Below are 24,800 nucleotides of genomic sequence, written 5' to 3'. Positions count from 1 at the left end.
GCTAGAACCTCCACGCGAAGAGCGCGTAGGGCAGCTGGAGCCCCCAGATGAACACCGCGACCGCGCCGAGGTTGAGCACCACCGTGAGCACCAGCACCTCGAGCAGGCGGAATTCCCGGCCGGCAAACGCAGCGATGCCCACCAGCAGTGCCAGCGCGGGCACCAGCCCGATGCGCTCGATGCCCGCGCCGAAGGCCAGCATGGCCCCCGTGAGCAGCGCGAGCGCGCCCCAGTCCCAGCGCCCCTGCATCGGCTGGAGGCTGCGCAGCCCGCGCAGCAGCACCGTGCCGCCAATCAGCATCAGCAGGCCGCCGAGCGCGCGCGGGAAGTAGCCCGGGCCCATCTCGCCGAGGGTGCCGACCGGGTAGTCGCGTGCCGCGAAGAACGCGAAGGCGCCGATCGAAACGAAGAGCAGCCCCGCGAGCGCGTCGCGGTTGCCGAAGAGTTGCAGCTTCATGCCGTGCTCCGGACCGCCGTTACGGCGCCACCGGCAGCTTGGCGGCCTTGACCACCGCGGTCCACTTGGGCACGTCCGACTTCACGAGCGCGGCAAACTCCTCGGCGGTGCCGCCGAGCGCCTCGGCACCCGCCGCCTTCAGCTGCGCCCGCACACGCTCCTGCTGCAGCAGTGCGTTGATGCGCGCGTTGAGCAGTTCGATCACGGCTGGCGGCGTGCCGGCCGGCGCCGCCACGCCCCACCATGTGACGGCCTCGGAATCCTTCACGCCCAGTTCCTCGAGCGTCGGCACATCGGCCAGGTCTGCGCTGCGCTTTTTGGCGAACACGGCGAGCGGGCGCAGCGTGCCTTCCTGGATGTGGGACATGGCCGAGGGCACCGAAGAGATGTACACGTCGACCCGCCCGCCGAGCAGTTCTGGCAGCGCCTGGCCGGTGCCCTTGTAGGGAACGTGCAGCAGCTTGATGCCCGAGCGCTGCTGGAACAGCTCGCCCGCGAGATGCGAGCTGGTGCCCACGCCCGGCGTGGCGAGCCGCACCTTGCCGGGGCGTTCCTTGGCCTGCGCCAGCAGGTCGGCCACCGAGGCGATCGGCGAATCCTTGCGCACCACCATCACCTGCGGCGCCGATGCAACCAGCGCCACCGGCGCGAAGTCGGCCACGGGGTCGTAGTTGCCCTTGCCGAGGATCGGATTGATGACCATGTTGGCGTTCTGCGCCATCACGATCGAATAGCCGTCGGGCCGGGCCTTGGCCGCGAGGCTCAGGCCCAGGCTGCCGCCGCTGCCGGCCTTGTTCTCGGGCACCACGGTCCAGCCGTTCTGCTTGCTGAGTTCGTTGGCGATCACGCGCGAGACCGTGTCCGTGCCACCGCCCGGGGGGAAGGGCACGATCATGCGGATCGGCTGGTCCGGGTAGGCGTCGGCGTGGGCCGCACCGGCGCCGGCGAAGGCGAGCCCCAGGACGATGGCGCCGAGGGCGCGATGGGTGATGATGTTCTTCATTCTTTTGTCTCCTTGATGTGGTCTTTTTGGATGCGGGCCGGCGTGCGCCCGCGGCTTTGTCATTCAATCGGCGGCGAGCTCGGCCACACGCACCAGGTTGCGCGCATCGGGTTCGCCGCCGTCGAGGATGTCGATCACCTGCTGTGCGGCCATTTGCGCCATGGCGCGGCTTGCGCCCGCCGTCACGCCAGCGATGTGCGGCGTGGCGATCAGGTTCGGCGCCGACCACAGCGGGCTGCCCGCGGGCGGCGGCTCCTCGGCGAAGCTGTCGAGCCCGGCGCCGCCGAGCTGGCCGCTGTGCAGCGCCTCGCACAGCGCCTCTTCGTCGATCAGCGGGCCGCGTGCGGTGTTGATGACGCAGGCGCCGCGCTTCATCAGCGCGATGCGCGTGCGGTCGAGCAGGTGACGCGTCTCGCGCGTCAGCGGGCAGTGCAGGCTGACGATGTCGCTCTCGCGCAGCAGGTCTTCGAGTTCACGCTCACAGGCGGCGTCGAAGCCGCGGATCGCATCGCGGGCATGCGGATCGTGGATGCGCACCTGCAGGCCCAGGCCGCGCGCCATCCGCGCCGCCTGCTGGCCGATCGATCCGAAGCCGACCAGCCCCAGCACGGTGTCGCCGATGTCGCGGCCGATGAAGGTGGGCTTGGGCCACTCGCCGCGCTTGACCGCCGCGTCGAGCCACGGCACCTCCTTGAGCAGCGCCAGCGCCAGCGTGATCGTCAGCTCGGCCACCGCCTGCGAGTTCGAGCCCATGCCGCGCACCACCGGGATGTTGCGCGCTGCGGCGGCATGCAGGTCGATGTTGTCCACGCCCACGCCGTGCTTGGCGATCACGCGCAGCCGCGGCGACGCGTCGATCACCGCCTGCGTCACGCGGCCCTGCCGCACGATCAGCGCGTCGACCTCGAACTCGGCGACCCGCGCCGCCACCTGGTCGGGCGGCGAATAGGCGGGCGAGAAGATCACGTCCACGTCATGGGCCTGCAGCATCTCGACAGCGCAGCCGGCCAGGCGGTCATGAGTCACCAGCACACGGCGGCCGCGGGTGTAGGTGCGCTTGTCTTCTTCGTTCAATCCGTGTCTCCCTGAAATCGGGCCCCCGATATGGCGGCGAGTCCCGATGCTCTGCCCATCGTATTGATTTGGGAACTGCAAGAATCGCAAATGTCTATGATCTTCAGTCATCAATAGAGAGGCAGTGGCATGAAGTACCCCATCGACGGTCTGGAGGCCTTCATCGAGATCGTGGACCTGGGCAGCTTCAACAAGGCCGCGCAGAAGATGCATCTCACCCAGACCGCGCTGACGCGCCGCATCCAGCGGCTCGAGTCGCAGCTGGGCCTGCGGCTCCTGGACCGCACCACGCGCTCGGTCAGCCTGACCACGCTGGGCCGCGATTTTTTGCCCGAGGCGCGGCAGCTGGTCGAGGACGTGCACCGCAGCTTCGAGCGACTGCGCAACATGTCGCGCCTGTCCGATGGCGACGTGGTGATCGCCTCGGTTCCGTCGCTGATGTTCGGCCGCCTGCCGCGCGTGCTGCACCGCTATGCGCTCGCGCATCCCGGCAACCGGGTCGAGGTGCTGGACCGCAACAGCACGCGCGTGCTCGAAGCGGTGCGCCAGCGCCATGCCGAGTTCGGGTTGCATGTGCACCTGCCGAACCAGCCCGAGCTGCACCACGAGGCGGTCTGCCGCGATCCGTTCGTGGCCTACTGCCGCGAAGACCATCCGCTGGCCGGGCGCGCCGAGGTGTCGTGGGCCGAGCTCGCGGCCTTCGACCTGATCACGCTCGGCGGCACCAGCGGCAACCGCCAGCGCATGGAGGCGCAGCTCGCAACGGCGGGCATCGACATCCGTACGCGCTTCGTGGTCGAGTACTACTCCACCGCGCTCGGCCTCGCGAGCGAAGGACTCGGCGTCGCGATCCTCGTGTCCTTCGGCTCGGAGGTGCGGCCGCCCCTGGTGCAGGTGCCGCTGGTGGGCCCGGTGATCGACCGGCCGCTGTCGCTGGTGCGCCGGCGCGGCGAGACGCTCACGCCCGCGGCGCAGGCGCTGTACCGGCAGATCCTTGGCGAGCTGTCGCCGCCCGCCGCGGTTTGATGAAGCACGGCGCCTTCATGCGCTGAATCCAGCGGCGCGACCGGTGCGTACAAGAGGCAAGCGCATTGCGCCTCCGCGCCGTGGCGGTTTGCACGGGTCTCTCTACAAACCAATCTCTCCAGGAGCCTTCCATGAAAAAGATCGTGATCGCAGTCGGCGTGTCGGTACTGCTCGGCGCTTGCGCAGGCGGCATGGGCATGAGCGGCAGCAATGCCAACTCGCCCAACCCGATGGTCGGCGGCGCGGCGATGTTCCCGACCAAGGACATCGTCGACAACGCGGTGAATTCGAAGGACCACACGACGCTGGTCGCGGCAGTGAAAGCAGCCGACCTCGTCGGCACGCTCAAGAGCCCCGGTCCGTTCACCGTCTTCGCGCCCACCAACAGCGCCTTTGCCGCGCTGCCGGCCGGCACGGTCGACACGCTGCTCAAGCCCGAGAACAAGCCCACGCTGACGAAGGTGCTGACCTACCACGTGGTGCCCGGCCGCATGGACGGCGCGGCGCTCGCGAGCGCGATCAAGGCGGGCGGCGGCAAGGCGATGCTGAAGACCGCGAGCGGCGGCACGCTGACCGCCACCATGAGCGGCAGCAAGGTGATCGTGACCGATGCGAAGGGCGGCGCCGCGAGCGTGACCATCGCCAACGTCTACCAGTCGAACGGCGTCATCCACGTCGTCGACAAGGTGCTGCTGCCGGGCTGATCGCCCCATTGCGCGCGTGGCTGCGCGTTCAGCCGCGCTGCGCCGCGTCGGCCTCGTCGCGCAGCCACTGCGCGAAGTCCTGTGCATCGCGGTTGGCCGCGGCGCGGCGCGAGGTCTGCACGAAATAGCCGCGCTGCGAGGCCGTGCCCTCGCCGAGCGGCGTCACGAGCCGGCCTTCGCGCAGCAGTTCGCGCAGCAGCGGCAGCCGGCCGATGACCACGCCCTGCCCCGCCACGGCCGCGGCGACGGCATCGGCGTACTGCGTGAAGCGCAGCGTGCTCTTCATCCGCAGGTCGTCGAGGCCCATCACCTTGAGCCAGGGCTCCCAGTCAGCGGTGGGCGCCTCGCCGTGGTCGGGATAGTCGACCGTGAGCAGCGTGAGCTTCGACAGATCGGGCAGCGCGCGCAGCGACGCCGCGAGTTGGGGCGCGCACATCGGCACCACCGTTTCCTCGAACAGCGCCGGCCCCACGCCGCGCGCAATCGGCATCAGCCGCACCGCGACGTCGATGCGGCTGCGTTCCATGTCGAGCACGTCGAGCGTGGCCGACACCCGCACGTCGACCTGCGGATGCGCGCCGGTGAACCGCGCGAGCCGCGGAATCAGCCAGAGCGACGCAAAGCCGGGCGTGGTGGTGATCGCCACCTGCCGCGGCGCCGACGCCGCGCGCACGCGGGCGGTGGCATCGCGCAGGCGTTCCAGGCTGTCGGTCACTGCGCGCTGCAGCACGCCACCGGCCTCGGTGAGCGCCAGCGCGCGATGCCGGCGCTCGAACAGCAGCACGCCGAGGCTGGCTTCGAGCTGCTGGATCTGCCGGCTCACGGCCGATTGCGTGAGGTGCAGCTCACCCGCCGCGAGCGTGAAGCTCAGCCGGCGGGCCGCGGCCTCGAAGCTGCGCAGCAGCTCGAGCGGGGGCAGCTCGCCGGCAGCACCGGTGGCGACGGCCTTCACATTCTCTGGATGCATGCAATGAGTTCCGAATGACCGCGTGTAAGAAGGAAGCGTTCTCACTATATTCATTCGCATCACGAATGCAATGGAGCTTGCCATGCGCCCCCCGATTTCTTCCTTCGCCCTGAGCCTGCCGGTCCATTCCGTCTTCGCCGTGCCCGACGGCGCGGGTGTCGGCATTGAATGCCGCAGCGGATCGGTATGGGTCACGCTCGACCGCGATCCGCGCGACGTGGTGCTCGCTCCCGGCGAGCGATTCGTCGGCACCGGGCACCGCCGCATGCTGGTGTCGGCGCTCGAGGCGTCGTGCATCGCAGTGCGCGATGCACAGCCCGCAGCGATGCCGCTGGCCGCACCGGCGCCCCGCCCGTCGCGCTGGCGCCTGCCCGCGCTCGGGTTGTCCCCGGCTTGACCTGGCCCGCGGCACTGGCGCCGCCCAAAGGGGTGCGGGACAATGACCGCATGCCCATCCTCAATGCCTTCTACGCCCAGTCCGGCGGTGTCACCTCGGTCATCAACGCGTCGGCCTGCGGCGTGATCGAGACCGCGCGCAAGCACCCCGAGCGCATCGGCGCTGTCTACGCCGGGCGCAACGGCATCATCGGCGCGCTGACCGAAGACCTGATCGACACCGGCGCCGAGCCGGCCGAGGCGATCGCGGCGCTTCGCACCACGCCGGCCGGCGCGTTCGGCTCGTGCCGCTACAAGCTCAAGTCGCTCGAGAAGAACCGGCGCGAGTACGAGCGGCTCATCGAGGTGTTCAAGGCGCACGGCATCGGCTATTTCTTCTACAACGGCGGCGGCGATTCGGCCGACACCTGCTTCAAGGTGAGCCAGCTCTCGCAGTCGCTCGGCTATCCGCTGCAGGCCATCCATGTGCCCAAGACCATCGACAACGACCTGCCGCTGACCGACTGCTGCCCGGGCTTCGGCTCGGTCGCCAAGTACGTGGCCGTGTCCACGCTCGAGGCCTCATTCGACGTGCGCTCGATGGCTGCCACGTCGACCAAGGTGTTCGTGCTCGAGGTGATGGGCCGCCATGCGGGCTGGATCGCGGCGGCAGGCGGCCTGGCCGCGGACCACGGGATTCCGGTGGTGGTGCTGTTCCCCGAAATCGCGTTCGACCAGGCCCGTTTTCTCGCGCGCGTCGGCGAACTGGTGAAGCAGCACGGCTACTGCTCGGTGGTGGTGTCCGAAGGCTGCCACCATCCCGACGGCAGCTTCCTGGCCGAGCGGGGTTCGCGCGACGCTTTCGGCCATGCGCAGCTCGGCGGCGCGGCACCGGTGGTGGCGCAAATGGTGAAGGACGCGCTGGGCCACAAGTTCCACTGGGCCGTGGCCGATTACCTGCAGCGCGCCGCGCGGCACATCGCCTCGGCGACCGACGTGCGGCAGGCCTACGAACTCGGGCAGCGCGCGGTCGAGCTCGCGCTCGAGGGGCAGAACGCGGTGATGCCCACCATCGAGCGCACGTCCGATGTGCCGTATGCCTATCGCATCGGCAGCGCGCCGCTCGAGCAGGTGGCGAACGTCGAAAAACCGATGCCGCGCGACTTCATCACCGACGATGGCTACGGCATCACCGAGAAATGCCGGCGCTACCTGCTGCCGCTGATCGAGGGCGAGGACTACCCGGCCTACCGCAACGGCCTGCCGGTGTACGCCACGCTGCAGAACGCGGCCGTGCCGAAGAAGCTCGCGGCCTTCGAGCTCGCCTGATGCACGCCACGGCCGCCACGATCGACGCCACGCGCTGCCCGCTGTGCGGCACGCGCAACGGCTGCGCCATGGAAGCGGCGCGCGAAACGGGCGAGGCGCAGCCGCCCTGCTGGTGCATGGCGGCCGACTTTTCCCTTGCGCCGCTTTCGCGGCTGCCGCCGGAACTGCGCGGCAAGGCATGCCTCTGCGCGCGCTGCGCCGCGGGCCTGCCGGCCGCAGCGCCGGCTCAGGACTGAACCGGCTCCGGCGGCGGCGCGGGTTCGGGTGCCGGATCGGGCGCGGGCACGCCCTGCGGCGCCACCGGCGCGGCCGCATGCTGGCGCTGTTCGGTGATCACGCAGTGGATGAACTGGAGCTTGCCCACCGCGACGCGCGGCAGCACGAAGGGATAGCCGTCGGGCTGCCCCATGCTGCGCGAAAGCTCGTTCAGCACGTTGGTGAGCAGCACCCATCCGTTCAGGAACTCGAGAAAACGCTCGGCATCGGGATGCTGGGGCTGCCAGAGATCGTCGATGGTGAACAGGTCGCTCGCCAGCTCCACGTTGGTCGCATCGATCCCGAAGCTCATCGCCGTGTCGGTGGTGTCGGCCATGTGCAGGTAATGGGCCCAGGTCTCGGCCCAGTCCTCCCACGGATGCATGCTCGCGTAGCCGCTCACGAAGCGGTCGGGCCAGTCGGGCGGCGGGCCTTGCTCGTAGTGCTGCTGCAGCGCGGCCGCGTAGTCGGCGCGCTCGTCGCCGAAAAGTGCGCGGAACGGCTCGAGCCATGGCGTGGGCTGCACCAGCAGGTCCCAGTAGTAGTGGCCGACCTCGTGGCGAAAGTGGCCCAGCAGCGTGCGGTAGGGCTCGCGCATCTCGGCGCGGATGCGCTCGCGCACCGCGTCCTCGGCCTCCTCGGCGTTCAGCGTGATGACGCCGTGCTCATGGCCGGTCATCACGCGCGGGCCGCCCGGCACGTCGCCGAGAAAGTCGAACACCAGGCCGTGCGCGGGGTCGGCATGGCGGCTCACCACCGGCAGCCCGAGCGCCAGCAACTGCGAGATGAGCCGGCGCTTGGCATGCTCGAGCCGGCGCCAGCGTTCGGCGTTGGCCTCGATGGTCAGGTCGGGGATGGTGCGCGTGACGCTGCACGAGAGGCAGTAGCCCGGCGCGAGGCCGTCGGCATCGGCGCCGGCCTCTTCGCCCTCGCGCAGCAACGGCACCATCCAGTTGCAGCTCGCAGGCGTCAGAAAGTTGGCGCAGCGGCGGTAGGTCCTGCCGTCGGGGTCGCCGAACACGGTGAAGGTGTCGGGCGCCGGCGCTTCGCCGCCCTCGCCCGCCCCATCGGCCGTCGGACCAGGGTCGACCAGCGCCAACGGCATCACGCCGAGCCGGTCGGTCACGTAGCCGAGCGGCGTGTGGCAGGCCAGGCACTGGCTGTTGCGCAGGAACACGGGCCGGCCGCATTGACAGCGGTAGGCGCGGCTGACCGTCGGCGCGGCCAGCTCGGAGGCCAGGCTCGGCGGTGCCGCCGCAGGCGCGGAGGCGTCGGCGGGAATGTCGGCGTGAAGGTCCATGGGGAATCGATCTGAGGGTGCGCGCCACGACGGCCAATGCATTGTGCGGCGCGCAGGCGTCAGGCCGGCCATGCAAAGACCGATATGCTTGTAGGACGACGGACCCGCACCGGCGGCACACGCCGCGCTGCCAGCGCCCATGACCACGCCGCCCACGCCAGAACAACAAACCACCGCCCCACCCTCCCTCGGCACGCTGCGCGAGCGCTACGGCCCGCGCTACCGCTGGTACCTGCTGCTGACGGTGATGGTCGGCGTGATGGCATCGATCATGTCGTCGACCATCGTCAACGTGGCGATCCCCGGCATGAGCCACCATTTCGCGCTGGGCCAGGAGCGCGCGCAATGGGTGAGCTCGGGTTTCATGGTGGCGATGACCGTGTCGATGCTGACCACGCCCTGGCTGCTCGCGCGCTACGGCTACCGGCGCACCTACGCGGGCACGATGGTGCTGCTGCTCGCGGGCGGCATCGCAGGCGGCGTGGCGAACGACTTCTCGCTGGTGCTGCTCGCGCGCGTGGCCGAGGGACTGGCGGCCGGCGTGGTGCAACCGATCCCGGCGATCATCATCCTGCGCGCCTTCGAGCCCCACGAGCAGGGCCGCGCCAGCGGCATCTTCGGCATGGGCGTGGTGCTCGCACCGGCCATCGGCCCGAGCATCGGCGGCGTGCTGGTCGACCTGTTCGGCTGGCGCTCGATCTTCTTCATGGTGGTGCCGTTCTGCCTGGCCTCGCTCTGGCTGGCCTACAAGTTCGTGCCCACCACCGGGCCCGGCGGGGTGGCCGCCACGCGCGGCAGCGGGCTCGACTGGCGCGGGCTGACGCTCGGCACGCTGGGCACGCTGTGCCTGCTCAACGGCCTGGTCGAACTGCGCGGCGACTCGCCGCTGCAGGCCTTGCTGCTGCTCGCGGGCGCGGCTGCTTCGTTCGCGGCCTTCGTCTGGTGGCAGCGCCGGTTCGCCGCCTCGGGCGGCACGCCGCTGATGAACCTCGAACTGTTCCGCTACCGCCAGTTCGCCATGGGCAGCGTGGTCGCCTTCATCTATGGCACCGCGCTGTTCGGCTCGACCTACCTGCTGCCGGTGTACATGCAGGTCGGGCTGCAGCTGTCGGCCTCGCACGTGGGCGCCATCCTGCTGCCCGCGGGCTTCGTGCTGGCGCTGACCATCGCCGGCGTGGGCCGGCTGGCCGACCGGCAACCGACCTGGCTGCTCGTGAGCGTGGGCCTGGCGCTGCTGGCGGCCTCGTTCGCGCTGATGCTGGTGCTGCGGCTCGACAGCGCGCTGTGGCTGCTGGTGATCTTCGCGATCATCGGGCGCATCGGGCTCGGCTTCATCCTGCCGTCGCTCAACCTCGGCTCGATGCGCCCGCTCGCGAAGCCGCTGATCCCGCAAGGCGCGAGCGCGATCAACTTCCTGCGCATGCTGGGCGGCGCGGCCGGCGTGAGTCTGTGCGCCATCGTGCTCGAGTGGCGGCTCGCCGCGCATGGCGATTCGCTCGCCAATACCGCCACCAGCGCGGCGCGGCTCGCGGCCTTCGACGAGGTGTTCGCGATGCTGGCCGGGCTGTGCGCGCTGGCCATTTGCGCGGCCTGGCAACTGCGTGAGGGCGCCGCAAGCGACGCGCGCAAGAGCGGGTAAACCCCGGCCGTCATCAGACCGGATTTCGATTTCAATTGTTATCAGTTGTATCAAATTCGAAGACGGGGTTCCATGCATCGCAGAAGTTTCATTGCCGCCGCGTCGGCCGCAGCGGCCGTGGCCGGGTTCGGCCGCGTCGGCAGCGCGTGGGCAGCCGATGGCGTCACCGACTCAGAGATCGTGCTCGGCCACACCGGCATCCTCAGCGGCCCGCTGGGCGCGCCGATCAAGGTGGTGATGGCCGGTGCAGGCCTGGCCTTCGACGCGGCCAATGCGCAGGGCGGCATCGCAGGGCGCAAGTTGCGACTGGTGTCGCTCGACGACGAGCTCTCGCCCGAGAAGGCGGTCGCCAACTACGAAAAGCTGCTTTCGGAGCACCGCGCCTTCGCCTTCTTCGGCTGCGTCGGCTCGGGCACCACGGCCGCGGCCGCGCGCGTGCTGTCGCAAAGCGGCGCGCCGATGATCGCGGGCTATGCGGTGTCCGATTCGGCGCGCGAGAAGGTGTCCGGTTCGGGCTACTTCGTGCGCGCCACCTTCGCGCGCGAGGCGCAGGCGCTGGTGCAGCACCTGACCACCATCGGCGTGACGCGCATCGCCTCGGCCTGCCTCGACAACCCCGGCGGGGCCGAGGTCGCGCGGCTGGTGGAAGCGGCCTTGGCGACGCATCAGCTCAAGCCGGTGGCGGCGGTGGCCGTCAAGGGCGACGGCTCGACCAACGCGGCCATGGGGAAGGCGCTGGCCGAGAGCAAGGCGCAGGCGGTGATCATGTACCTGGGCGGCGCCATCGGCGGCGAGGTGATGAAGAGCGCCTGGGACGCGGGCGGACGCCTGATGTTCTACGGCATGTCGATCGTTCCGGGCGACCTGACGGCCAGGCTGGTCGGCAACAAGGCCAGCGGGCTCGCGATCTCGCAGGTGGTGCCCTATCCGTGGAGCGAGGTCGACACGGTGGCGCGCGACTACCGCCAGCTCGCCGAGCGCGCCAAGGTCGACGTCGGCTACCTGAGCTACGAAGGCTACGTCAACGCGCTGGTGGCGATCGAGGCGCTGCGGCGCGCCGGCCGCGACCTCACGCGCGCCAGGCTGCATGCCGCGCTGAAAGCGATGAAGCTGCGCATCGCGGGCATGGAGATCGACTTCACGGGGGCGAGCAACACCGGTTCGCGCTTCATCGAAATGGTGCGGGTCACGAAGGAGGGCCGCTTTCTGCGCTGAAGGCCAGCGCCGTAGCCGCGGCGCAACCGGCAAAGCCCTTGAGCTCCGCGAGTTCGTCGAGGATCGGGCAGTCCGGGCGCCGGTCGCCGCCGCAGCAATGGGCCAACCGCTCGAGCAAGCGCTTCATCTGCGCGAGCTCCTCGATGCGCTCGCCCAGGGCCTCTGCGCGCGCGAGGGCAACGCGCTTCACATCGACGCTCGCGCGGCGCTCGTCGCGCCAGAGCGCGAGCAATTCCACGACATCGGGGGTCTCGAAGCCGAGCGCCTGCGCCCTGCGCACGAAACGCAGCAGCGGAACCGCGCGCGCCGCCTCGTCGAGCAGCCCCAGCGCTTCGCAGTCGCGCATCAGGCGGTCCGACGCGCCCGAGCGCGCGGCGAGCTGCGCGCGTGTCAGGCCTGTGGTGGCGGCGCCATGCGCCAATGGGTGGTCCATGCAGAACTCCTTTCAAACGGATGACCGCAGTCTTGGGCTTCACACCATCGGAAGGTCAACAGAAGGGACATTGCTTCGTGCCGGCGCGGCGTCGCCCGGGCGAATCGCGGTCTAATCGCCCCCATGTGCCAATTGCTAGGGATGAACTGCAACACGCCGACCGACGTGACCTTCAGCTTCACGGGTTTCGCGCAGCGCGGCGGGCGCACCGACCACCATGCCGACGGCTGGGGCATCGCCTTCTTCGAGGACCGCGGGCTGCGCCATTTCGTCGACCACCTGCCGGCCTGCGAATCGCCCGTGGCCGAGCTGATACGGCGCTACCCGATCCAGAGCCGCAACGTCATTGCCCACATCCGCAAGGCGACGCAGGGCGCGGTCAACCTGCAGAACTGCCATCCGTTCGTGCGAGAGCTCTGGGGCCGCTACTGGGTGTTCGCGCACAACGGCGATCTGAAGGATTTCCGGCCGCGGCTGCACGGCAACTTCCATCCCGTGGGCAGCACCGACAGCGAGCATGCCTTCTGCTGGCTGATGCAGGAACTGGCCAAGTCGCATGCGGGCGTGCCGAGCGTCGAGGAACTCACGCTCACGCTGCGCGAGCTCGCGCCGCAACTCGCGCGGCACGGCACCTTCAACTTCATGCTCTCGAACGGACAGGCGCTCTGGGCCCATGCCTCGACCCACCTGTGGTACGTGGAGCGGCGCCATCCGTTCGTGACCGCGCAGCTCGCCGACGAAGACCTCGAGATCGACTTCGCGCAGCACACGACGCCGACCGACCGCGTGGCGGTGGTGGTAACCGCGCCGCTCACGAACAACGAAGACTGGACACCGTTCGCGCCGGGCGAGCTGCATGTGTTCGTCGACGGGCAGCGCCTCCGCAATTGAAACGTTTTACTGACACATTTTTGCAACAGCACGAGAAAGTCTCGGCAAACCGGTTCAATGGAATAACAATAATGGTTCTCATTAGCGCTCTCCCGGAACCATTCCATGCCTTCTTCCTCCCGCTTCCTGCGCGCCAACCTGCGCCCGACCGCCTCCGCGACGCTGCTCGTGCTGCATGCCCTCGCGGCTTCGGCCCAGACCGCGGCAACGCCTGAACCCGCTGCCGGTACGCCCGGGACCCTGGCCACCGTCACGGTCGAGGCCAGCGCCGATGCGTCGGCCGAAGGCCTGACCAAGCCCTTTGCCGGCGGCCAGGTGGCGCGCGGCGGCCGCGTGGGCATCCTGGGCAACCAGGACATGATGGCGACGCCGTTCTCGAGCACCAGCTACACCGCGGAGCTGATCCAGGACCAGCAGGCGAAGAGCGTGGCCGACGTGCTGCAGAACGACCCGTCGGTGCGCGTGGCGCGCGGCTTCGGCAACTTCCAGGAGCTCTACGTGGTGCGCGGCTTTCCCGTGTACTCGGACGACGTGGCGTACAACGGCCTCTACGGCATGCTGCCGCGCCAGTACATCGCCTCCGAGTTCTTCGAGCGCGTGGAAGTGTTCCGCGGTGCCAACACCTTCCTGAACGGTGCCGCACCGGGCGGCAGCGGCATCGGCGGCGCCATCAACCTGCTGCCCAAGCGCGCGCCCAACGAGCCGCTCACACGCGTCGGCTTCGGCGTGCAGACCGGCGGCCAGGGTTACGTGAACCTCGACCTGGCGCGCCGCTTCGGCCCCGAAGACAGCCTGGGCGTGCGCGTGAACGCCGTGCGCCGCGAGGGGGGCACCGGCGTGTTCAAGGAAAGCCAGCAACTGAGCGCCTTCGGCGTCGGCCTCGACTGGCGCAACCGCAACGTGCGCTTGTCGGCCGACTTCGGCTTCCAGGACTACACACTGCAGGACGGCCGCCCGAGCCTCACGCCGTCCTCGACGCTGCCGATCCCGCGAGCGCCCGACGCCAAGATCAACTTCGCTCAGCCCTGGAGTCACTCGAAGGAAAAGGACAAGTTCGCCACCTTCCGCGGCGAAGTCGACATTACCGACAGCATCACGGCCTGGGCCGCGGGCGGCGTGCGCCGCAGCGACGAAGACAACATCCTGGCCAACCCGACGCTCGCCGACGCGTTCGGCAACACCAGCGGCACGCGCTTCAGCAATACCCGCAAGGACCGCATCGGCACCGCCGAGATCGGCGTGCGCGGCACCTTCGCCACCGGCCCCGTCAAACACACCGTGGTGGCATCGGCCGCCACGTACAGCAACGACCGCGACAACGCCTACACGATCTCGCGCGACAGGCTCTACAACAACATCTACATGCCGTACGCGTCGCCGTATCCGCTGGCGAACAGCTTTACCGGCAACACGCTCGAAGACCCGCGCCTGACGGACCAGATCGAGACCTCGAGCATTGCGGTCGCCGACACCATGTCCTTCATGGACGACCGCCTGCTGGTCACGCTCGGCGCGCGCCGCCAGACCATCAAGCAGACCAGCTTCGCCTACAACACGATCAAGGAAACGAGCGCCTACGACAAGAGCAAGACCACGCCCGTGGCCGGCGTCGTGTTCAAGATCACGCCGACGGTGTCGGCCTACGCCAACTACATCGAAGGCCTCGTCAAGGGCAACGTGGCGCCCGGCACGGTGAACAGCCGGCCGGTCACCAACGCTGGCGAGGTGTTCGCGCCGTACCAGGCCAAGCAGAAGGAAATCGGCATCAAGTACGACGGCGGCACGCTCGGCGCGAGCGCGGCATTCTTCACCACCGACCAGCCGACCTACCAATACGAGGGCCAGACCTACGGCCTCTACGGCAAGCAGCGCAACCAGGGCCTCGAGTTCTCGGTGTTCGGCCAGCCGGCCAAGGGCCTGCGCCTGCTTGGCGGCCTGACACTGATCGATGCCAAGCAGAAAAACACGCAAGGCGGCGCCACCGACGGCCGCACCGCCATCGGCGTGGCCAAGCAGCAGGCCAACATCGGCGCCGAATGGGACGTGCCGGGCGTGCGCAGCCTGTCGCTGAATGCGCGCCTGCTCTACACCTCCAAGCAGTACGCCAACGCCGCCAACACGCAGCAGATCCCGGGCTGGACCCGCTTCGACGTCGGTGCGCGCTACCTGGTCGATCTCGGCAACGGGCGCCTGCTCACGCTGCGCGCGCGCATCGACAACCTGTTCAACAAGTCGTACTGGGCATCGGTGGGCGGCACGCAAGGCTCCAACTACCTGGTGCTCGGCGCGCCGCGCACCTTCGCCGTCAGCGGCACCATCGACTTCTGATGCGCACGTTCTGGACCGCAGTGCACCGCTTCGCGGGACTCGCGGTCGCGCTCTTCCTCATCGTCTCGGGCCTGACGGGCGCCGTGATCTCGTGGGACCACGAGATCGACGGCTGGCTCAACCGCAAACTCTACGACACCGCCGCGCGCGGCCCGTTCAAGGACCCGTTCGACCTCGCGGCCGCGGTCGAGGCGCACGATCCGCGCGTGCGCGTCGCGTACCTTCCGCTCGGCTTCGAGGAAGGCCACGCGGCCGGCTACTTCGTGCAGCCGCGCACCGACCCGGCCACAGGCAAGCCCTACCCGCTCGACTACAACCGCGTGTACGTCGACCCGGTGACGGCCGAGATCCGCGGCAGGCGCGACTCGACCGCGATCTCGCTCAGTCCCGAGACGCTGATGCCCTTCCTGCGCAAGCTGCACTACACGCTGCATGTGCCGGCCGTCTGGGGCACCGACCGGCTCGGCCACTGGATCATGGGCACGGTGGCGCTGGTGTGGCTGCTCGACAGCTTCGTGGCGCTTTACCTCACGACGCCCCGGCGCCAGCGCCTGCCCGCGCATCCGTCGCACCGCGCGGCAGGCGAATGGTGGCAGCGCTGGAAGCCGGCCTGGGCGGTGCGCTGGGCGGCCGGCGGCTACAAGCTCAACTTCGACCTGCACCGCGCGGGGGGGCTCTGGATGTGGGTGCTGATCATCATCATCGCCTTCACCTCGTTCTCGTTGAATCTCTACAAGGAGATCTTCCACCCGATGCTGTCGCTGGTGTCGAAGACCACGCCCGGACCGTCATCCCTGGTGCCGCTGGCGCCGCTGGGCGCGCGCATCGAGCCCACGATCGGCTTTCGCCAGATCGTCGCCGATGCCGAGGCCGAAGCGCGCCGGCGCGGCTGGACCGCGCCGCTCGGCGGCGTGTTCTACAACCAGCGCGGCGGCTTCTACAACGTGTCTTTCTTCGACCACGCCTCGCACGACGACAGCGACGGCATGGGCCTGTCGAACCTCTACCTCGACGGCCGCGACGGCCACGTGATCAGCCACAACCGGCCCTGGCACGGCACCGCCGCCGACGTGTTCGCGCAACTGCAGCTGCCGCTGCACGGCGGCCGCATCCTTGGCATGCCGGGGCGCATCCTGATGTCGCTGATGGGGCTGGCGGTGGCGGGCCTGTCGGTCACGGGGATCGTGATCTGGTGGCGCAAGCGGCGCGCGAGGCTGGTGCAGGCCAGGCGCCAGCGCGAGACGGACGTGCAGGCCGGGGCCGCCTTCGCGCCGCGCTGAAGGCGGACGCGGAAGAACTCAGCGACTCAGCGTGCGGCGGTCAGGTGCGCCTCAAGCGCATCGATGAACATCTTCGGCACGTCGAAGCCCGTCTGCTCCGTGATCTCCTGGAAGCAGGTCGGGCTGGTCACGTTGATCTCGGTGATCGAATCGCCGATCACGTCAAGCCCGATCAGGAGCAGCCCGCGCGGCGCGAGGGCGCGGCCCACGGCTTCTGCGATCTCGCGGTTGCGCGGCGTGAGCGGCTCGGCCACGCCCTTGCCGCCGGCCGCGAGGTTGCCGCGCACCTCGGTGCCCTGCGGAATGCGCGCCAGCACGAAAGGCGCGGGCTCGCCGGCGATGATGAGGATGCGCTTGTCGCCCTGCGACACCTCGGGCACGAAGCGCTGCACCATGATGGTTTCGGCACCGTCCTTGTTGAGCGTTTCGACGATGGAGCCGAGGTTCAGCGCGTCCTGCTTCACACGGAAGATGCCCATGCCGCCCATGCCGTCGAGCGGCTTCAGGATGATGTCGCCATGTTCGGCATGGAAGTCGCGCACCGCCTGTGCGCTGCGCGTGACCAGCGTGGGTGTGGTGAACTGCGGAAACTCCATGATCGCGAGTTTCTCGGGATGATCGCGCAGCGCCCGCGGCTTGTTGACCACGCGCGCGCCCTCGCGCTCGGCCTGCTCGAGCAAGTGGGTCGCGTAGATGTACTCGGCGTCGAACGGCGGGTCCTTGCGCATCAGCACCGCGTCGAAATCGGCCAGCGCCTTCGATTCGACGATGTCGACCTTCCACCAGTCCCCGGGATCACCGGTCAGCGTGATCTGCTGCACCGTGGCCGTCACCTTGCCGCCCGACACCCACTGCAGGTCCTGCGGCAGGCAGGCCGCGATGCGCCAGCCGCGGCGCTGCGCCTCGCGCATCATCGAGAACGTGGTGTCCTTGTAGATCTTGAAGTGGTCGAGCGGGTCGGCGACGAAGAGGATGTTCTTGTTCATCAGGGAGTCTTTCGGCCGCCCGGTGGCGGCGCCATGTTGCTGCTGTCCGGCGCCATGTTGCCGGAAGCGGCGATGTCCTTGCCGGCGGAGGCCTTTGCGGCCCGGCGGCCCAGCTCCTGCACGGCGAGCGCCAGCGCACCGGCCACCACGCCCCAGAAGGCCGAGCCGATGCCCGCCAGCGTGACGCCCGAGAGCGTGACCAGGAAGGTGATCAGCGCCGCTTCGCGGTGCGATTCGTCGCGCACCGCGGCCGCGAGCCCGCTGCCGATGGTGCCCAGCAGCGCCAGGCCGGCGATGGCCGCGACCAGCTCCTTGGGAAAGGCGGTCAGCAGCCCGGTGACCGCCGCGCCGAACAGCCCGATCACCACGTAGAGGGCGCCGCAGCTCACGGCCGCCGTATAGCGCCGCGCCGGGTCCTCATGCGCCTCGCGGCCCATGCAGATGGCGGCGGTGATCGCGCTCAGGTTCAGCGCGAAGGCGCCGAAGGGCGCGAGCACCAGCGTGGCAACGCCGCCGATGGTGATGAGCTTGCTGACCGGCAGCTCGCCATAGCCGGCGGCGCGGATGGCCGCCACGCCGGGCAGGTTCTGCGAGGCCATGGTGACGACGAACAGCGGCAGCGCCAGGCTGACGATCGCCTGCCAGGTGAAGGCCGGCATCGTGAACACCGGCCAGGTGAGCGAGAACTGCACCGCCGACCAGGCCAGCTCGCCGCGCGCGGCGGCGAAGGCGATCGCCACCAGCAGCGTCAGCGGCACCGCATAGCGCGGCAGCATGCGCCGGGCCAGCAGATAGGTGCCGAGCATCAGCAGCACCAGCGGCAGCGCCGTCTGCGCAGCCGTGAAGGCCGCGAGGCCGAAGCGCGTCAGCACGCCCGCGAGCAGCGCGGAGGCGATGGCCATTGGAATGCGGTTCATCACGCGCTCGAACCAGCCGGTGGCGCCCGCCAGCACCATCAGCACCGCGCAGACGATGAAGGCGCCGACCGCCTCGTTCATGCTGTAGCCCGCGCCTGCCACCGCGAGCACGGCCGCGCCCGGCGTGCTCCAGGCGATCATCACCGGCTTCTTCCACCAGAGCGAGGGCAGCGCCGAGGCCAGGCCCATGCCGATGCCGAGCGCCCACATCCACGAGGCGGCGATCTCCGGCGTGGCACCGAAGGCCTGCGCAGCCTGGAACACGATGGCCACCGAGCTCGTGAAACCCACGAGCACCGCGACGAAGCCCGCGGTGAAGGCCGAGAGGCTCAGATCCTTGAAAAACGACATCGCGCGATTGTGCCGGCTGGCCGGCGCCACCGCTCGCGGCGGCAGACCGTGCCTTCAGCCCGCGCCCAGGTAGGCCCGCGCCAGCGCGCCGTCGGCCGCGATCTCAGCGGCGCTGCCTTCGGCCACGATGCGGCCGCCCTCGATCACATAGGCGCGGTCGCACAGCGCCAGCGCGAGCGCGGCCATCTGGTCGACCAGCACCACCGTCAGGCCCTCGGCGCGCAGCGTGTCGAGCGCCTCGAACAGCTCGGCGATGATCTTCGGCGCGAGGCCGAGCGAGGGCTCGTCGAGCAGCAGCACGCGCGGCTTCGACATCAGCCCGCGCGCGATGGCCAGCATCTGCTGCTCGCCGCCCGAGAGCAGGCCCGCACGCTGGTGCAGCCGCTCACGCAGCCGCGGAAAGCGCCCGAGCATGGCCTCGGCGCGCGCATCGATGTCGCGGCCGTCGAGAAACGCGCCGAGGCGGATGTTGTCGCGCACGCTGAGCTCGGGAAACACCTGCCGGCCCTCGGGCACCAGCACCAGCCCGCGCGCCACGATGCGCTCGGCCGCGAGGCCGGCCAGCTCGGCGCCGTCGAGGTGGATGCCGCCCTGCACCGGCCGGTGCAGGCCCGCGAGCGAGCGCATCAGCGTCGACTTGCCCGCGCCGTTCGCGCCGAGCAGCGCGACCAGCTCGCCGCGCCGCACGCGCAGGTCGATGCCGTGCAGCACCGGTTCGGCGCCGTAGCCCGCGATGAGGCCGCCGACGCCGAGCAGCTCGGGCGCATCGGCCGAAAGCGGCTTGCGCGGCGCACGCGCGGCCGCCGGTGTTGTTTCGTCGCTGTCCACCAGCGCTTCGCCAAGGTAGGCCTTGCGCACCGCGGGATCGGCCTGCACGGCGGCCACGTCGCCGACCGCGAGCCTTTGGCCGGCATCGAGCACCACGATGTGGTCGGAGATGCCCATGACGAGTTCCATGTCGTGCTCGACCAGCAGCACGCCGATGCCCGCCGCCGCGATGCGCTGCAGCAGTTCGGCCAGCCGCGCCTTGTCCTCGCGCGAGAGGCCGGCCGCGGGCTCGTCGAGCAGCAGCACCTGCGGCGCGGTCGCCAGCGCACGCGCGATCTCGACCAGCCGGCGCTCGACGTGCGCGAGATCGGACGCGCGCCGCTGCGCCGTGCCCGCGCAGCCGCAGAAGGCGAGCAGCCGCCGCGCCTCGGCGCGTGCAGAAGCCGAGCGGAAGCGCCGCGCGCCGAGCAACGGCCCGAGCGTGCCGCGGCCGAGCGCGAGCGCCACGTTGTCTTCCACGCTGAGGCTGCCGAAGAGCTGCGAGGTCTGGTAGGTGCGCGCCACCCCGGCGCGCGCGATGCGGAACGCGCGCCGCCCCTGCAGCGGCACGTCGCCGAGGCGGAATCCGCCACCCGTGGGGCGGTAGAAGCCGCTCAGCATGTTGAGCACGGTCGTCTTGCCCGCGCCGTTGGGCCCGATCAGGCTCGTGATGCCGCCGGGCTGCGTGGCAAAGTCCAGGTCGCCCACGGCGCGCACGCCGCCGAACTGCATCGTGAGGCCCTTGGTGCGGATCGGCGCGCCGGCTGCGCGTGGCGGCAGCTGGCCCGCATCGGACTCGGCCGCCACGGGCGCCTCGGCGCGCCGCGCACCGAAGCGCGCTGCAACGCGCCGCCAGAGCCCGGCCGCACCTTCGGGCGCGGCCCACAGCACCAGCAGCAGCAGCAGGCCGAAGATCAGCAGGCGGTACTCCTCGAATTGCGAGAGCAGTTCCGGCAGCAGGCCCACCACCAGCGCGCCGACCAGCGGCCCCGCCACGGAACCGGCGCCGCCGATCATCACCACCAGCACGAACAGGATCGACTGCCCGAAGCCGAAGGTGTGCGGCGTGACGAAGCCCGAGAGCGGCGCGAACAGCCCGCCTGCCGCGCCAGCGCAGAACGCCGAGATCGCGAATGCCACGGTCTTGATGCGCAGCGGATCGAGGCCGATGGACTCGGCCGCGGTGTCGCTGTCGCGCACCGCGCGCATCGCCGCGCCCCAGCCGCCGCGCGAGAGCATCGCAAAGCCCGCGAGCGCCACGCCGGCCGTGAGCACTGCGAGCATTGCCGCCGCGCGCTCGCCCTGCGCAAGGGAGCCGAGCACCGGGGCGGCGATGCCCATGATGCCGTTCTGGCCGCCCGTGAGGTCGCGCGCCTCGACGATCGCATGCTCGACGATGAAGCCGAACGCGATGGTGATCATCGCGAGGTAGGGCCCCCGGGCGCGCAGCGCCGGCAGCGCGAGCAGCGCACCCATGGCGCCGGCGAGCAGCGCGCCCGCAGGCCAGGCGGCCCAGAAGCTCCAGCCGGCCTTGCCCGTGAGGATGGCGACCGCGTAGGCGCCGATGGCATAGAAGCCCACATGGCCGAACGACATCTGCCCCGTGAGCCCCAGCAGCACATTGAGGCCGACACCGACGATCGCGAACAGCGCGACATTGGCGAGCACGAAGACGTAGTAGCCGTTGACGGTGGCCGCGAGCGCCACGCCCACGGCCATCAGCGCCACCAAACCGGCGAGCGAAGGCCAGCGCGTGCGTGAGTCCATGGCGCTCATACCTTCTTCACCGCCGCGCGGCCGAACAGGCCCTGAGGCCGCAGCGCGAGCACCGCGATCACCAGCGCGAAGGTCAGGATCTGCGTGTAGCCCGAGCCGAGCGTGGCGGTGATCAGCGCCTCGGCCAGGCCGAACAGCAGGCCCGCGCCCATCACGCCCCAGGCGCTGGTGATGCCGCCGAGGATCGCCACCGCGAAGGCCTTGAGGCCGAACAGCGTGCCCATGTCGGCCTGCACGTTGTAGAGCGGCGCAATGAGCACGCCCGCCGTGCCCGCGAGCACGGCCGAAAGTGCGAAGGCCGCGGCCACCGCGCGCCGGATCGGAATGCCCATGAGCCGCGCGGCCGCGGGATTCTGCACCACCGCGAGCATGCCGATGCCCCAGCGCGTGCGCCGTGCCACCAGGTGCAGCAGCGCCGCCAGCGCAAGGCCCGCGAGCGGGATCAGCAACTGCAGCGGGTACACGCCCAGCCCCACCTCACCGACCTGCAGCGGCGTGACGGCCAGCGACGAGGGCAGGCTGCGCGGCTCCTTGCCGAAGGTGAACATCACGAGGTTGTCGACCACCATGCCGAGCGCGACCGTGGCCATCAGCCAGGCCTCGGAACCGCGGCTCGCGAAAGGCCGCACGGCCGCGAACTCGACCACCAGGCCGTAGGCGCCGCACAGCACGAGCGCCAGCAGCACCGCGAGCGGCATCGGCCAGCCCAGCGTCTGCGCGAACCAGAAGGTGAAGACGGCGCCGAGCATCATCGCGCTGCCCTGCGCGAAGTTGACGGTGCCCGAGACGGCATAGGTGACGTGGAAGCCGAGGGCGATGAGCCCGTACATGCTCCCGAGCCCCAGCCCGCTGATCCATGCGGACAGCAGCATCATTTGGCCGCGGCCATGGCCACGGGCAGGATGCGGTTGTCGATGAACTGGGCCCAGACGTAGTCGTTCGCGGTCACCGCGTCATGCACGCCGGGCGAGAAGGGCTTGTCGTAGGTCTTGATGAGGCCTTCGTACCTGCCGATCTTGTAGAAGCCCTGGCGCACCGCGTCGCCGTCGGTCGAGCCCGCGGCCGCGATGGCCAGCGCGGCGAGCTGCATGCCGTCGTAGGCATTGGCCACGCCCACGGCCGGCGTGATGTCGTCGGGGCCCTTGATGGCCGGGTATTTGGCCTTGAGCGCCGCGATCACCCGCTCGCCCACCGGCGACTGCTTGCCGAAGAAGCTGTAGGTCTGCACGAAGTGCACGTTCTTGCCGTTCGGGCCGGCCAGTTCGGTGAAACGGCCGCCGGCCGGTCCCCAGTGCGAGACGATCGGCACCTGCCAGCCCATGCGGTCGAGCGACTTGACCACCTGCGCCGACGGGCCGACATTGCCCACCATGAAGAGCGTGTCGGCGCCCGCGGCCTTGAGCCGCGTGAGCTGCGGCACCACGTCGACGTCGTTGCCGTCGAACTTCTCCACACCCACGGCCTTCAGCCCCTTGGCCGCGAGCGCGGCATGCAGGCCCTTCTCGTTCGATTCGCCCCAGGGGTTGTTGACGAGGATCATGCCGAACTTGCCGCTCTTGAAGCTCTTCTGCGCGTAGTCGAGCATGCCCACGTTGACGATCTCGTCGACCGCCGAGACACGGAAGGCGAAGTTGGGATTGGCGCCGTTCTTGGTGATCGGCGTGCCCGCGGCCCACGGCCCCATGAACGGCGTCTTCTCCTGGTTGGCGATCGGCACGATGGCCATCGACACTGGCGTGTCGAGCCCGCCGAACAGCACCGCCACCTTCTCCTTGAAGATCAGCTCGCGCGCAGCCACCACGCCCTTGGCAGGATTGGCCTCGTCGTCGCGGCGCACCAGCTCGAGCTTGCGTCCGCCGAGCAGGCCGCCCTTGGCGTTGATCTCGTCGATGGCGACCGTGAGGCCGCGGCTGATGGCTTCACCGGCCAGCGCCGACTGGCCCGAGAGCGCGGTGACGAGGCCGATCTTGATCGGCTCGGCGGCGAGAACCGAGCCCGCGGCGAGGCAGGCGGCGGCTGCAATGCAGAGCGTGCGGCGGCGAAGAACTGGAAGGCGAACAGCGGTGCGGGTCATGGCGGACTCCTGGGTCGAAGAGGACAACAACAAACGGGGCGGCACCCAACAAGGTGCATCGGGCATCCGCCGAAGCGGCTGGCTCGTTCCGGATGCAAGCGCCATGCCAAGTCGACACTTTCATTTCGAAATTGTCGACAATCTCTTAGAGTTCACGTTGACAATTCGGCACGAGATTTGCTGTGCATGACGCACGCACCTTTGCCATGCACCGCCTTGGCCCCCAACAGATGGAGAACCCATGGACACCCCCACATCGACCGCCCCTTCGCCCACGCATGCCGACCCGGCCGCCGTGGTCGACGAGTTCCTTCGCCTGGTGATGATTCCCGACCCCGCTGCGGCGTCGCACTACACCGCCCCCGGCATCCGCATCCGCTTCACGGGCAACCGCCCGATGCATGCGCCCGGCGACACCTCGGCCTTCAATGCGAAGCGCTACGCCTGGGTCAAGAAGAAGATCGAGCGCACCGAAACGGTGGCCGGCGGTACGCCCGAGGAGACCGTGGTCTACAGCCTCGGCACACTCTACGGCGCCTGGCCCGATGGCACGGCCTTCGAGGGCAACCGCTATGTCGACCGCTACGTGGTGCGCCACGGGCTGATCGTGCAGATGGACGTGTGGAACGACAGCGCCGAATGGCTGCTCGTGCGCGCCGGCCTCGCGGTGCTGTGAGGCCGGGCGCATGACGGCCCGCTGGCCCGAGCTGCTGCCCTCGCACGGCCGCTTCGACTACTGCCCGATCACGCGCCGGCCCGATTACGCCTGGCCCAACGGCGCGCGGCTGGCGGTGTACCTGGGCTTCAACATCGAGCACTTCGCATTCGGCGACGGGCTCGGCGCCTGCATCGGCCCGGCCTCGCCGCAGCCCGACGTGCTGAACCACGGCTGGCGCGAGTACGGCAACCGCGTGGGTGCCTGGCGCTGCCTCGAGCTCTTCGACGCGCTCGGGCTTCCGACGGGCGCGCTGGTCAACACCGCGCTCTACGACCACTGCCCTGAACTGGTGCAGGCAGTGGTGGCGCGCGGCGACGAACTCATCGGCCACGGCCACAGCAATGCCGAGCGCCAGGGCGCGCTCGACGAGGTGCACGAACGCGCGCTGCTGGTGCGCTGCCGCGACCGCATGCTGCGCGAGAGCGGGCAGGCGCCCGCGGGATGGCTGTCGCCGTGGATCTCTGAAAGCGCGGTCACGCCCGACCTGCTCGCGGAGTCCGGCTACGGCTATACGCTCAACTGGTGCCATGACGACCAGCCGGTGCGCATGCGCACGCGCTCGGGCGCCGCGATCTGGTCGGTGCCGTATCCGCAGGAGCTCAACGACATTCCGATGATCGTGGGCCGGCTGATGGACGCGAAGGACTTCGCCGCCATGGTGATCGACAACTTCGACGAGATGCGCGAGCAGTCGCGCGCGCAGCCGCTGGTGATGGGCCTCGCGCTGCATCCGTACATCGTCGGCCAGCCCTACCGGCTGCGCCACCTGCGCACCGCGCTCGCGCACCTCGCGCGGGCGCGCGACCGCGGCGAGGTCTGGTTCACCACGCCGGGCGAGATCGCCGCGCACATGCAGCGGCTGGCGGCCGAGCGGCCCGGCGAGTTCGGTGCCTGA

23 protein-coding genes are annotated in these 24,800 nt (G+C 69.8%); 12 read left to right on the top strand and 11 right to left on the bottom strand.

All coding sequences use genetic code 11. From position 1 onward, the window contains the following. Window position 1: 1 nt before the first annotated feature. The 3 genes from AC3A6J_RS17735 to AC3A6J_RS17725 form a co-directional block, all read right to left on the bottom strand. Window positions 2-457 (bottom strand): tripartite tricarboxylate transporter TctB family protein, encoded by a 456-nt coding sequence (locus AC3A6J_RS17735; protein ID WP_487861286.1) that lies wholly within the window; start codon window positions 455-457, stop codon window positions 2-4. A 19-nt stretch (window positions 458-476) separates the two neighbouring features. Beyond that, window positions 477-1,460 (bottom strand): Bug family tripartite tricarboxylate transporter substrate binding protein, encoded by a 984-nt coding sequence (locus AC3A6J_RS17730; protein WP_487861285.1) that lies wholly within the window; start codon window positions 1,458-1,460, stop codon window positions 477-479. A gap of 63 nt (window positions 1,461-1,523) precedes the next feature. After that, a complete protein-coding gene (locus AC3A6J_RS17725) occupies window positions 1,524-2,534 on the bottom strand; it encodes a hydroxyacid dehydrogenase (RefSeq protein WP_487861284.1) in 1,011 nt (336 codons plus the stop codon). A 129-nt stretch (window positions 2,535-2,663) separates the two neighbouring features. Between AC3A6J_RS17725 and AC3A6J_RS17720 the strand changes: the two genes are divergently transcribed. Both AC3A6J_RS17720 and AC3A6J_RS17715 read left to right on the top strand, forming a co-directional pair. Then, complete coding sequence (locus tag AC3A6J_RS17720; RefSeq protein WP_487861283.1) at window positions 2,664-3,560, top strand: LysR family transcriptional regulator; 897 nt, start codon at window positions 2,664-2,666, stop codon at window positions 3,558-3,560. A 191-nt stretch (window positions 3,561-3,751) separates the two neighbouring features. After that, the gene (locus AC3A6J_RS17715) at window positions 3,752-4,264 is read left to right on the top strand and encodes a fasciclin domain-containing protein (RefSeq protein ID WP_487861386.1); all 513 of its coding nucleotides are present in this window, start codon (window positions 3,752-3,754) and stop codon (window positions 4,262-4,264) included. Between the two features lie 28 nt (window positions 4,265-4,292). Here AC3A6J_RS17715 and AC3A6J_RS17710 read toward each other — a convergent pair whose 3' ends face one another. Beyond that, window positions 4,293-5,231, bottom strand: coding sequence for a LysR substrate-binding domain-containing protein (locus AC3A6J_RS17710; protein ID WP_487861282.1), 939 nt, complete (start codon window positions 5,229-5,231; stop codon window positions 4,293-4,295). An 82-nt stretch (window positions 5,232-5,313) separates the two neighbouring features. Between AC3A6J_RS17710 and AC3A6J_RS17705 the strand changes: the two genes are divergently transcribed. The 3 genes from AC3A6J_RS17705 to AC3A6J_RS17695 are packed head-to-tail and all read left to right on the top strand — an operon-like array spanning window position 5,314 to window position 7,171. Beyond that, the gene (locus AC3A6J_RS17705) at window positions 5,314-5,628 is read left to right on the top strand and encodes a DUF2917 domain-containing protein (RefSeq protein WP_487861281.1); all 315 of its coding nucleotides are present in this window, start codon (window positions 5,314-5,316) and stop codon (window positions 5,626-5,628) included. Between the two features lie 50 nt (window positions 5,629-5,678). Beyond that, window positions 5,679-6,935 carry a 6-phosphofructokinase gene (locus AC3A6J_RS17700; RefSeq protein ID WP_487861280.1) on the top strand — a complete coding sequence of 419 codons (1,257 nt, stop codon included), beginning with the start codon at window positions 5,679-5,681 and terminating at the stop codon, window positions 6,933-6,935. Further along, window positions 6,935-7,171: a cysteine-rich CWC family protein gene (locus AC3A6J_RS17695; RefSeq protein WP_487861279.1), complete on the top strand. Its 237-nt coding sequence runs from the start codon at window positions 6,935-6,937 to the stop codon at window positions 7,169-7,171. Before AC3A6J_RS17700 ends, AC3A6J_RS17695 begins: the two co-directional genes overlap by 1 nt. On the opposite strand, the gene AC3A6J_RS17690 is transcribed toward AC3A6J_RS17695, so the two are convergent. Beyond that, on the bottom strand, window positions 7,162-8,490 hold the full coding sequence (locus AC3A6J_RS17690) for a zinc-binding metallopeptidase family protein (protein ID WP_487861278.1): 1,329 nt from the start codon (window positions 8,488-8,490) through the stop codon (window positions 7,162-7,164). The two genes, AC3A6J_RS17695 and AC3A6J_RS17690, sit on opposite strands and share 10 nt — an antisense overlap. Before the next feature lie 139 nt (window positions 8,491-8,629). Here AC3A6J_RS17690 and AC3A6J_RS17685 point away from each other — a divergent pair, with 139 nt between their 5' ends. Then, complete coding sequence (locus AC3A6J_RS17685; RefSeq protein ID WP_487861277.1) at window positions 8,630-10,129, top strand: MFS transporter; 1,500 nt, start codon at window positions 8,630-8,632, stop codon at window positions 10,127-10,129. 72 nt (window positions 10,130-10,201) lie between these two features. After that, window positions 10,202-11,344, top strand: a complete 1,143-nt coding sequence (locus AC3A6J_RS17680) for an ABC transporter substrate-binding protein (protein ID WP_487861276.1) — start codon at window positions 10,202-10,204, stop codon at window positions 11,342-11,344. Here AC3A6J_RS17680 and AC3A6J_RS17675 read toward each other — a convergent pair. Next, complete coding sequence (locus AC3A6J_RS17675; RefSeq protein ID WP_487861275.1) at window positions 11,316-11,777, bottom strand: MerR family DNA-binding protein; 462 nt, start codon at window positions 11,775-11,777, stop codon at window positions 11,316-11,318. The two genes, AC3A6J_RS17680 and AC3A6J_RS17675, sit on opposite strands and share 29 nt — an antisense overlap. Window positions 11,778-11,900: 123 nt before the next feature. Here AC3A6J_RS17675 and AC3A6J_RS17670 point away from each other — a divergent pair, with 123 nt between their 5' ends. The 3 genes from AC3A6J_RS17670 to AC3A6J_RS17660 all read left to right on the top strand — a co-directional run bounded on the left by AC3A6J_RS17670 (window position 11,901) and on the right by AC3A6J_RS17660 (window position 16,276). Next, the gene (locus AC3A6J_RS17670) at window positions 11,901-12,668 is read left to right on the top strand and encodes a class II glutamine amidotransferase (RefSeq protein WP_487861274.1); all 768 of its coding nucleotides are present in this window, start codon (window positions 11,901-11,903) and stop codon (window positions 12,666-12,668) included. A gap of 105 nt (window positions 12,669-12,773) precedes the next feature. Then, on the top strand, window positions 12,774-14,996 hold the full coding sequence (locus AC3A6J_RS17665; protein ID WP_487861273.1) for a TonB-dependent receptor: 2,223 nt from the start codon (window positions 12,774-12,776) through the stop codon (window positions 14,994-14,996). Beyond that, window positions 14,996-16,276: a PepSY-associated TM helix domain-containing protein gene (locus AC3A6J_RS17660; protein ID WP_487861272.1), complete on the top strand. Its 1,281-nt coding sequence runs from the start codon at window positions 14,996-14,998 to the stop codon at window positions 16,274-16,276. The genes AC3A6J_RS17665 and AC3A6J_RS17660 overlap by 1 nt, the downstream gene beginning before the upstream one ends. Before the next feature lie 26 nt (window positions 16,277-16,302). Here AC3A6J_RS17660 and gshB read toward each other — a convergent pair whose 3' ends face one another. From gshB to AC3A6J_RS17635, 5 genes are read right to left on the bottom strand one after another with little or no spacing between them, the layout of a single operon-like run. Next, a complete protein-coding gene (gshB, locus tag AC3A6J_RS17655) occupies window positions 16,303-17,262 on the bottom strand; it encodes a glutathione synthase (protein WP_487861271.1) in 960 nt (319 codons plus the stop codon). After that, entirely contained in the window at window positions 17,262-18,530 is a 1,269-nt protein-coding gene (locus tag AC3A6J_RS17650) for a benzoate/H(+) symporter BenE family transporter (RefSeq protein WP_487861270.1), read from the bottom strand. The genes gshB and AC3A6J_RS17650 overlap by 1 nt, the downstream gene beginning before the upstream one ends. 54 nt (window positions 18,531-18,584) lie before the next feature. Continuing rightward, window positions 18,585-21,104 (bottom strand): branched-chain amino acid ABC transporter ATP-binding protein/permease, encoded by a 2,520-nt coding sequence (locus tag AC3A6J_RS17645; protein WP_487861269.1) that lies wholly within the window; start codon window positions 21,102-21,104, stop codon window positions 18,585-18,587. A gap of 5 nt (window positions 21,105-21,109) precedes the next feature. Beyond that, the gene (locus tag AC3A6J_RS17640; protein WP_487861268.1) at window positions 21,110-21,988 is read right to left on the bottom strand and encodes a branched-chain amino acid ABC transporter permease; all 879 of its coding nucleotides are present in this window, start codon (window positions 21,986-21,988) and stop codon (window positions 21,110-21,112) included. Then, window positions 21,985-23,187, bottom strand: coding sequence for an ABC transporter substrate-binding protein (locus AC3A6J_RS17635; protein ID WP_487861267.1), 1,203 nt, complete (start codon window positions 23,185-23,187; stop codon window positions 21,985-21,987). Before AC3A6J_RS17635 ends, AC3A6J_RS17640 begins: the two co-directional genes overlap by 4 nt. A gap of 241 nt (window positions 23,188-23,428) precedes the next feature. On the opposite strand from AC3A6J_RS17635, the gene AC3A6J_RS17630 reads away from it, so the two are divergent. Beyond that, on the top strand, window positions 23,429-23,863 hold the full coding sequence (locus AC3A6J_RS17630; RefSeq protein WP_487861266.1) for a nuclear transport factor 2 family protein: 435 nt from the start codon (window positions 23,429-23,431) through the stop codon (window positions 23,861-23,863). 10 nt (window positions 23,864-23,873) lie between these two features. Beyond that, complete coding sequence (locus AC3A6J_RS17625) at window positions 23,874-24,800, top strand: polysaccharide deacetylase family protein (RefSeq protein WP_487861265.1); 927 nt, start codon at window positions 23,874-23,876, stop codon at window positions 24,798-24,800.

Source organism: Variovorax sp. Soil_C_39 (assembly GCF_057656815.1).
The sequence above is the reverse complement of the archived record's forward strand: the minus strand, read 5'-3'. Positions and strand labels throughout refer to the sequence as shown.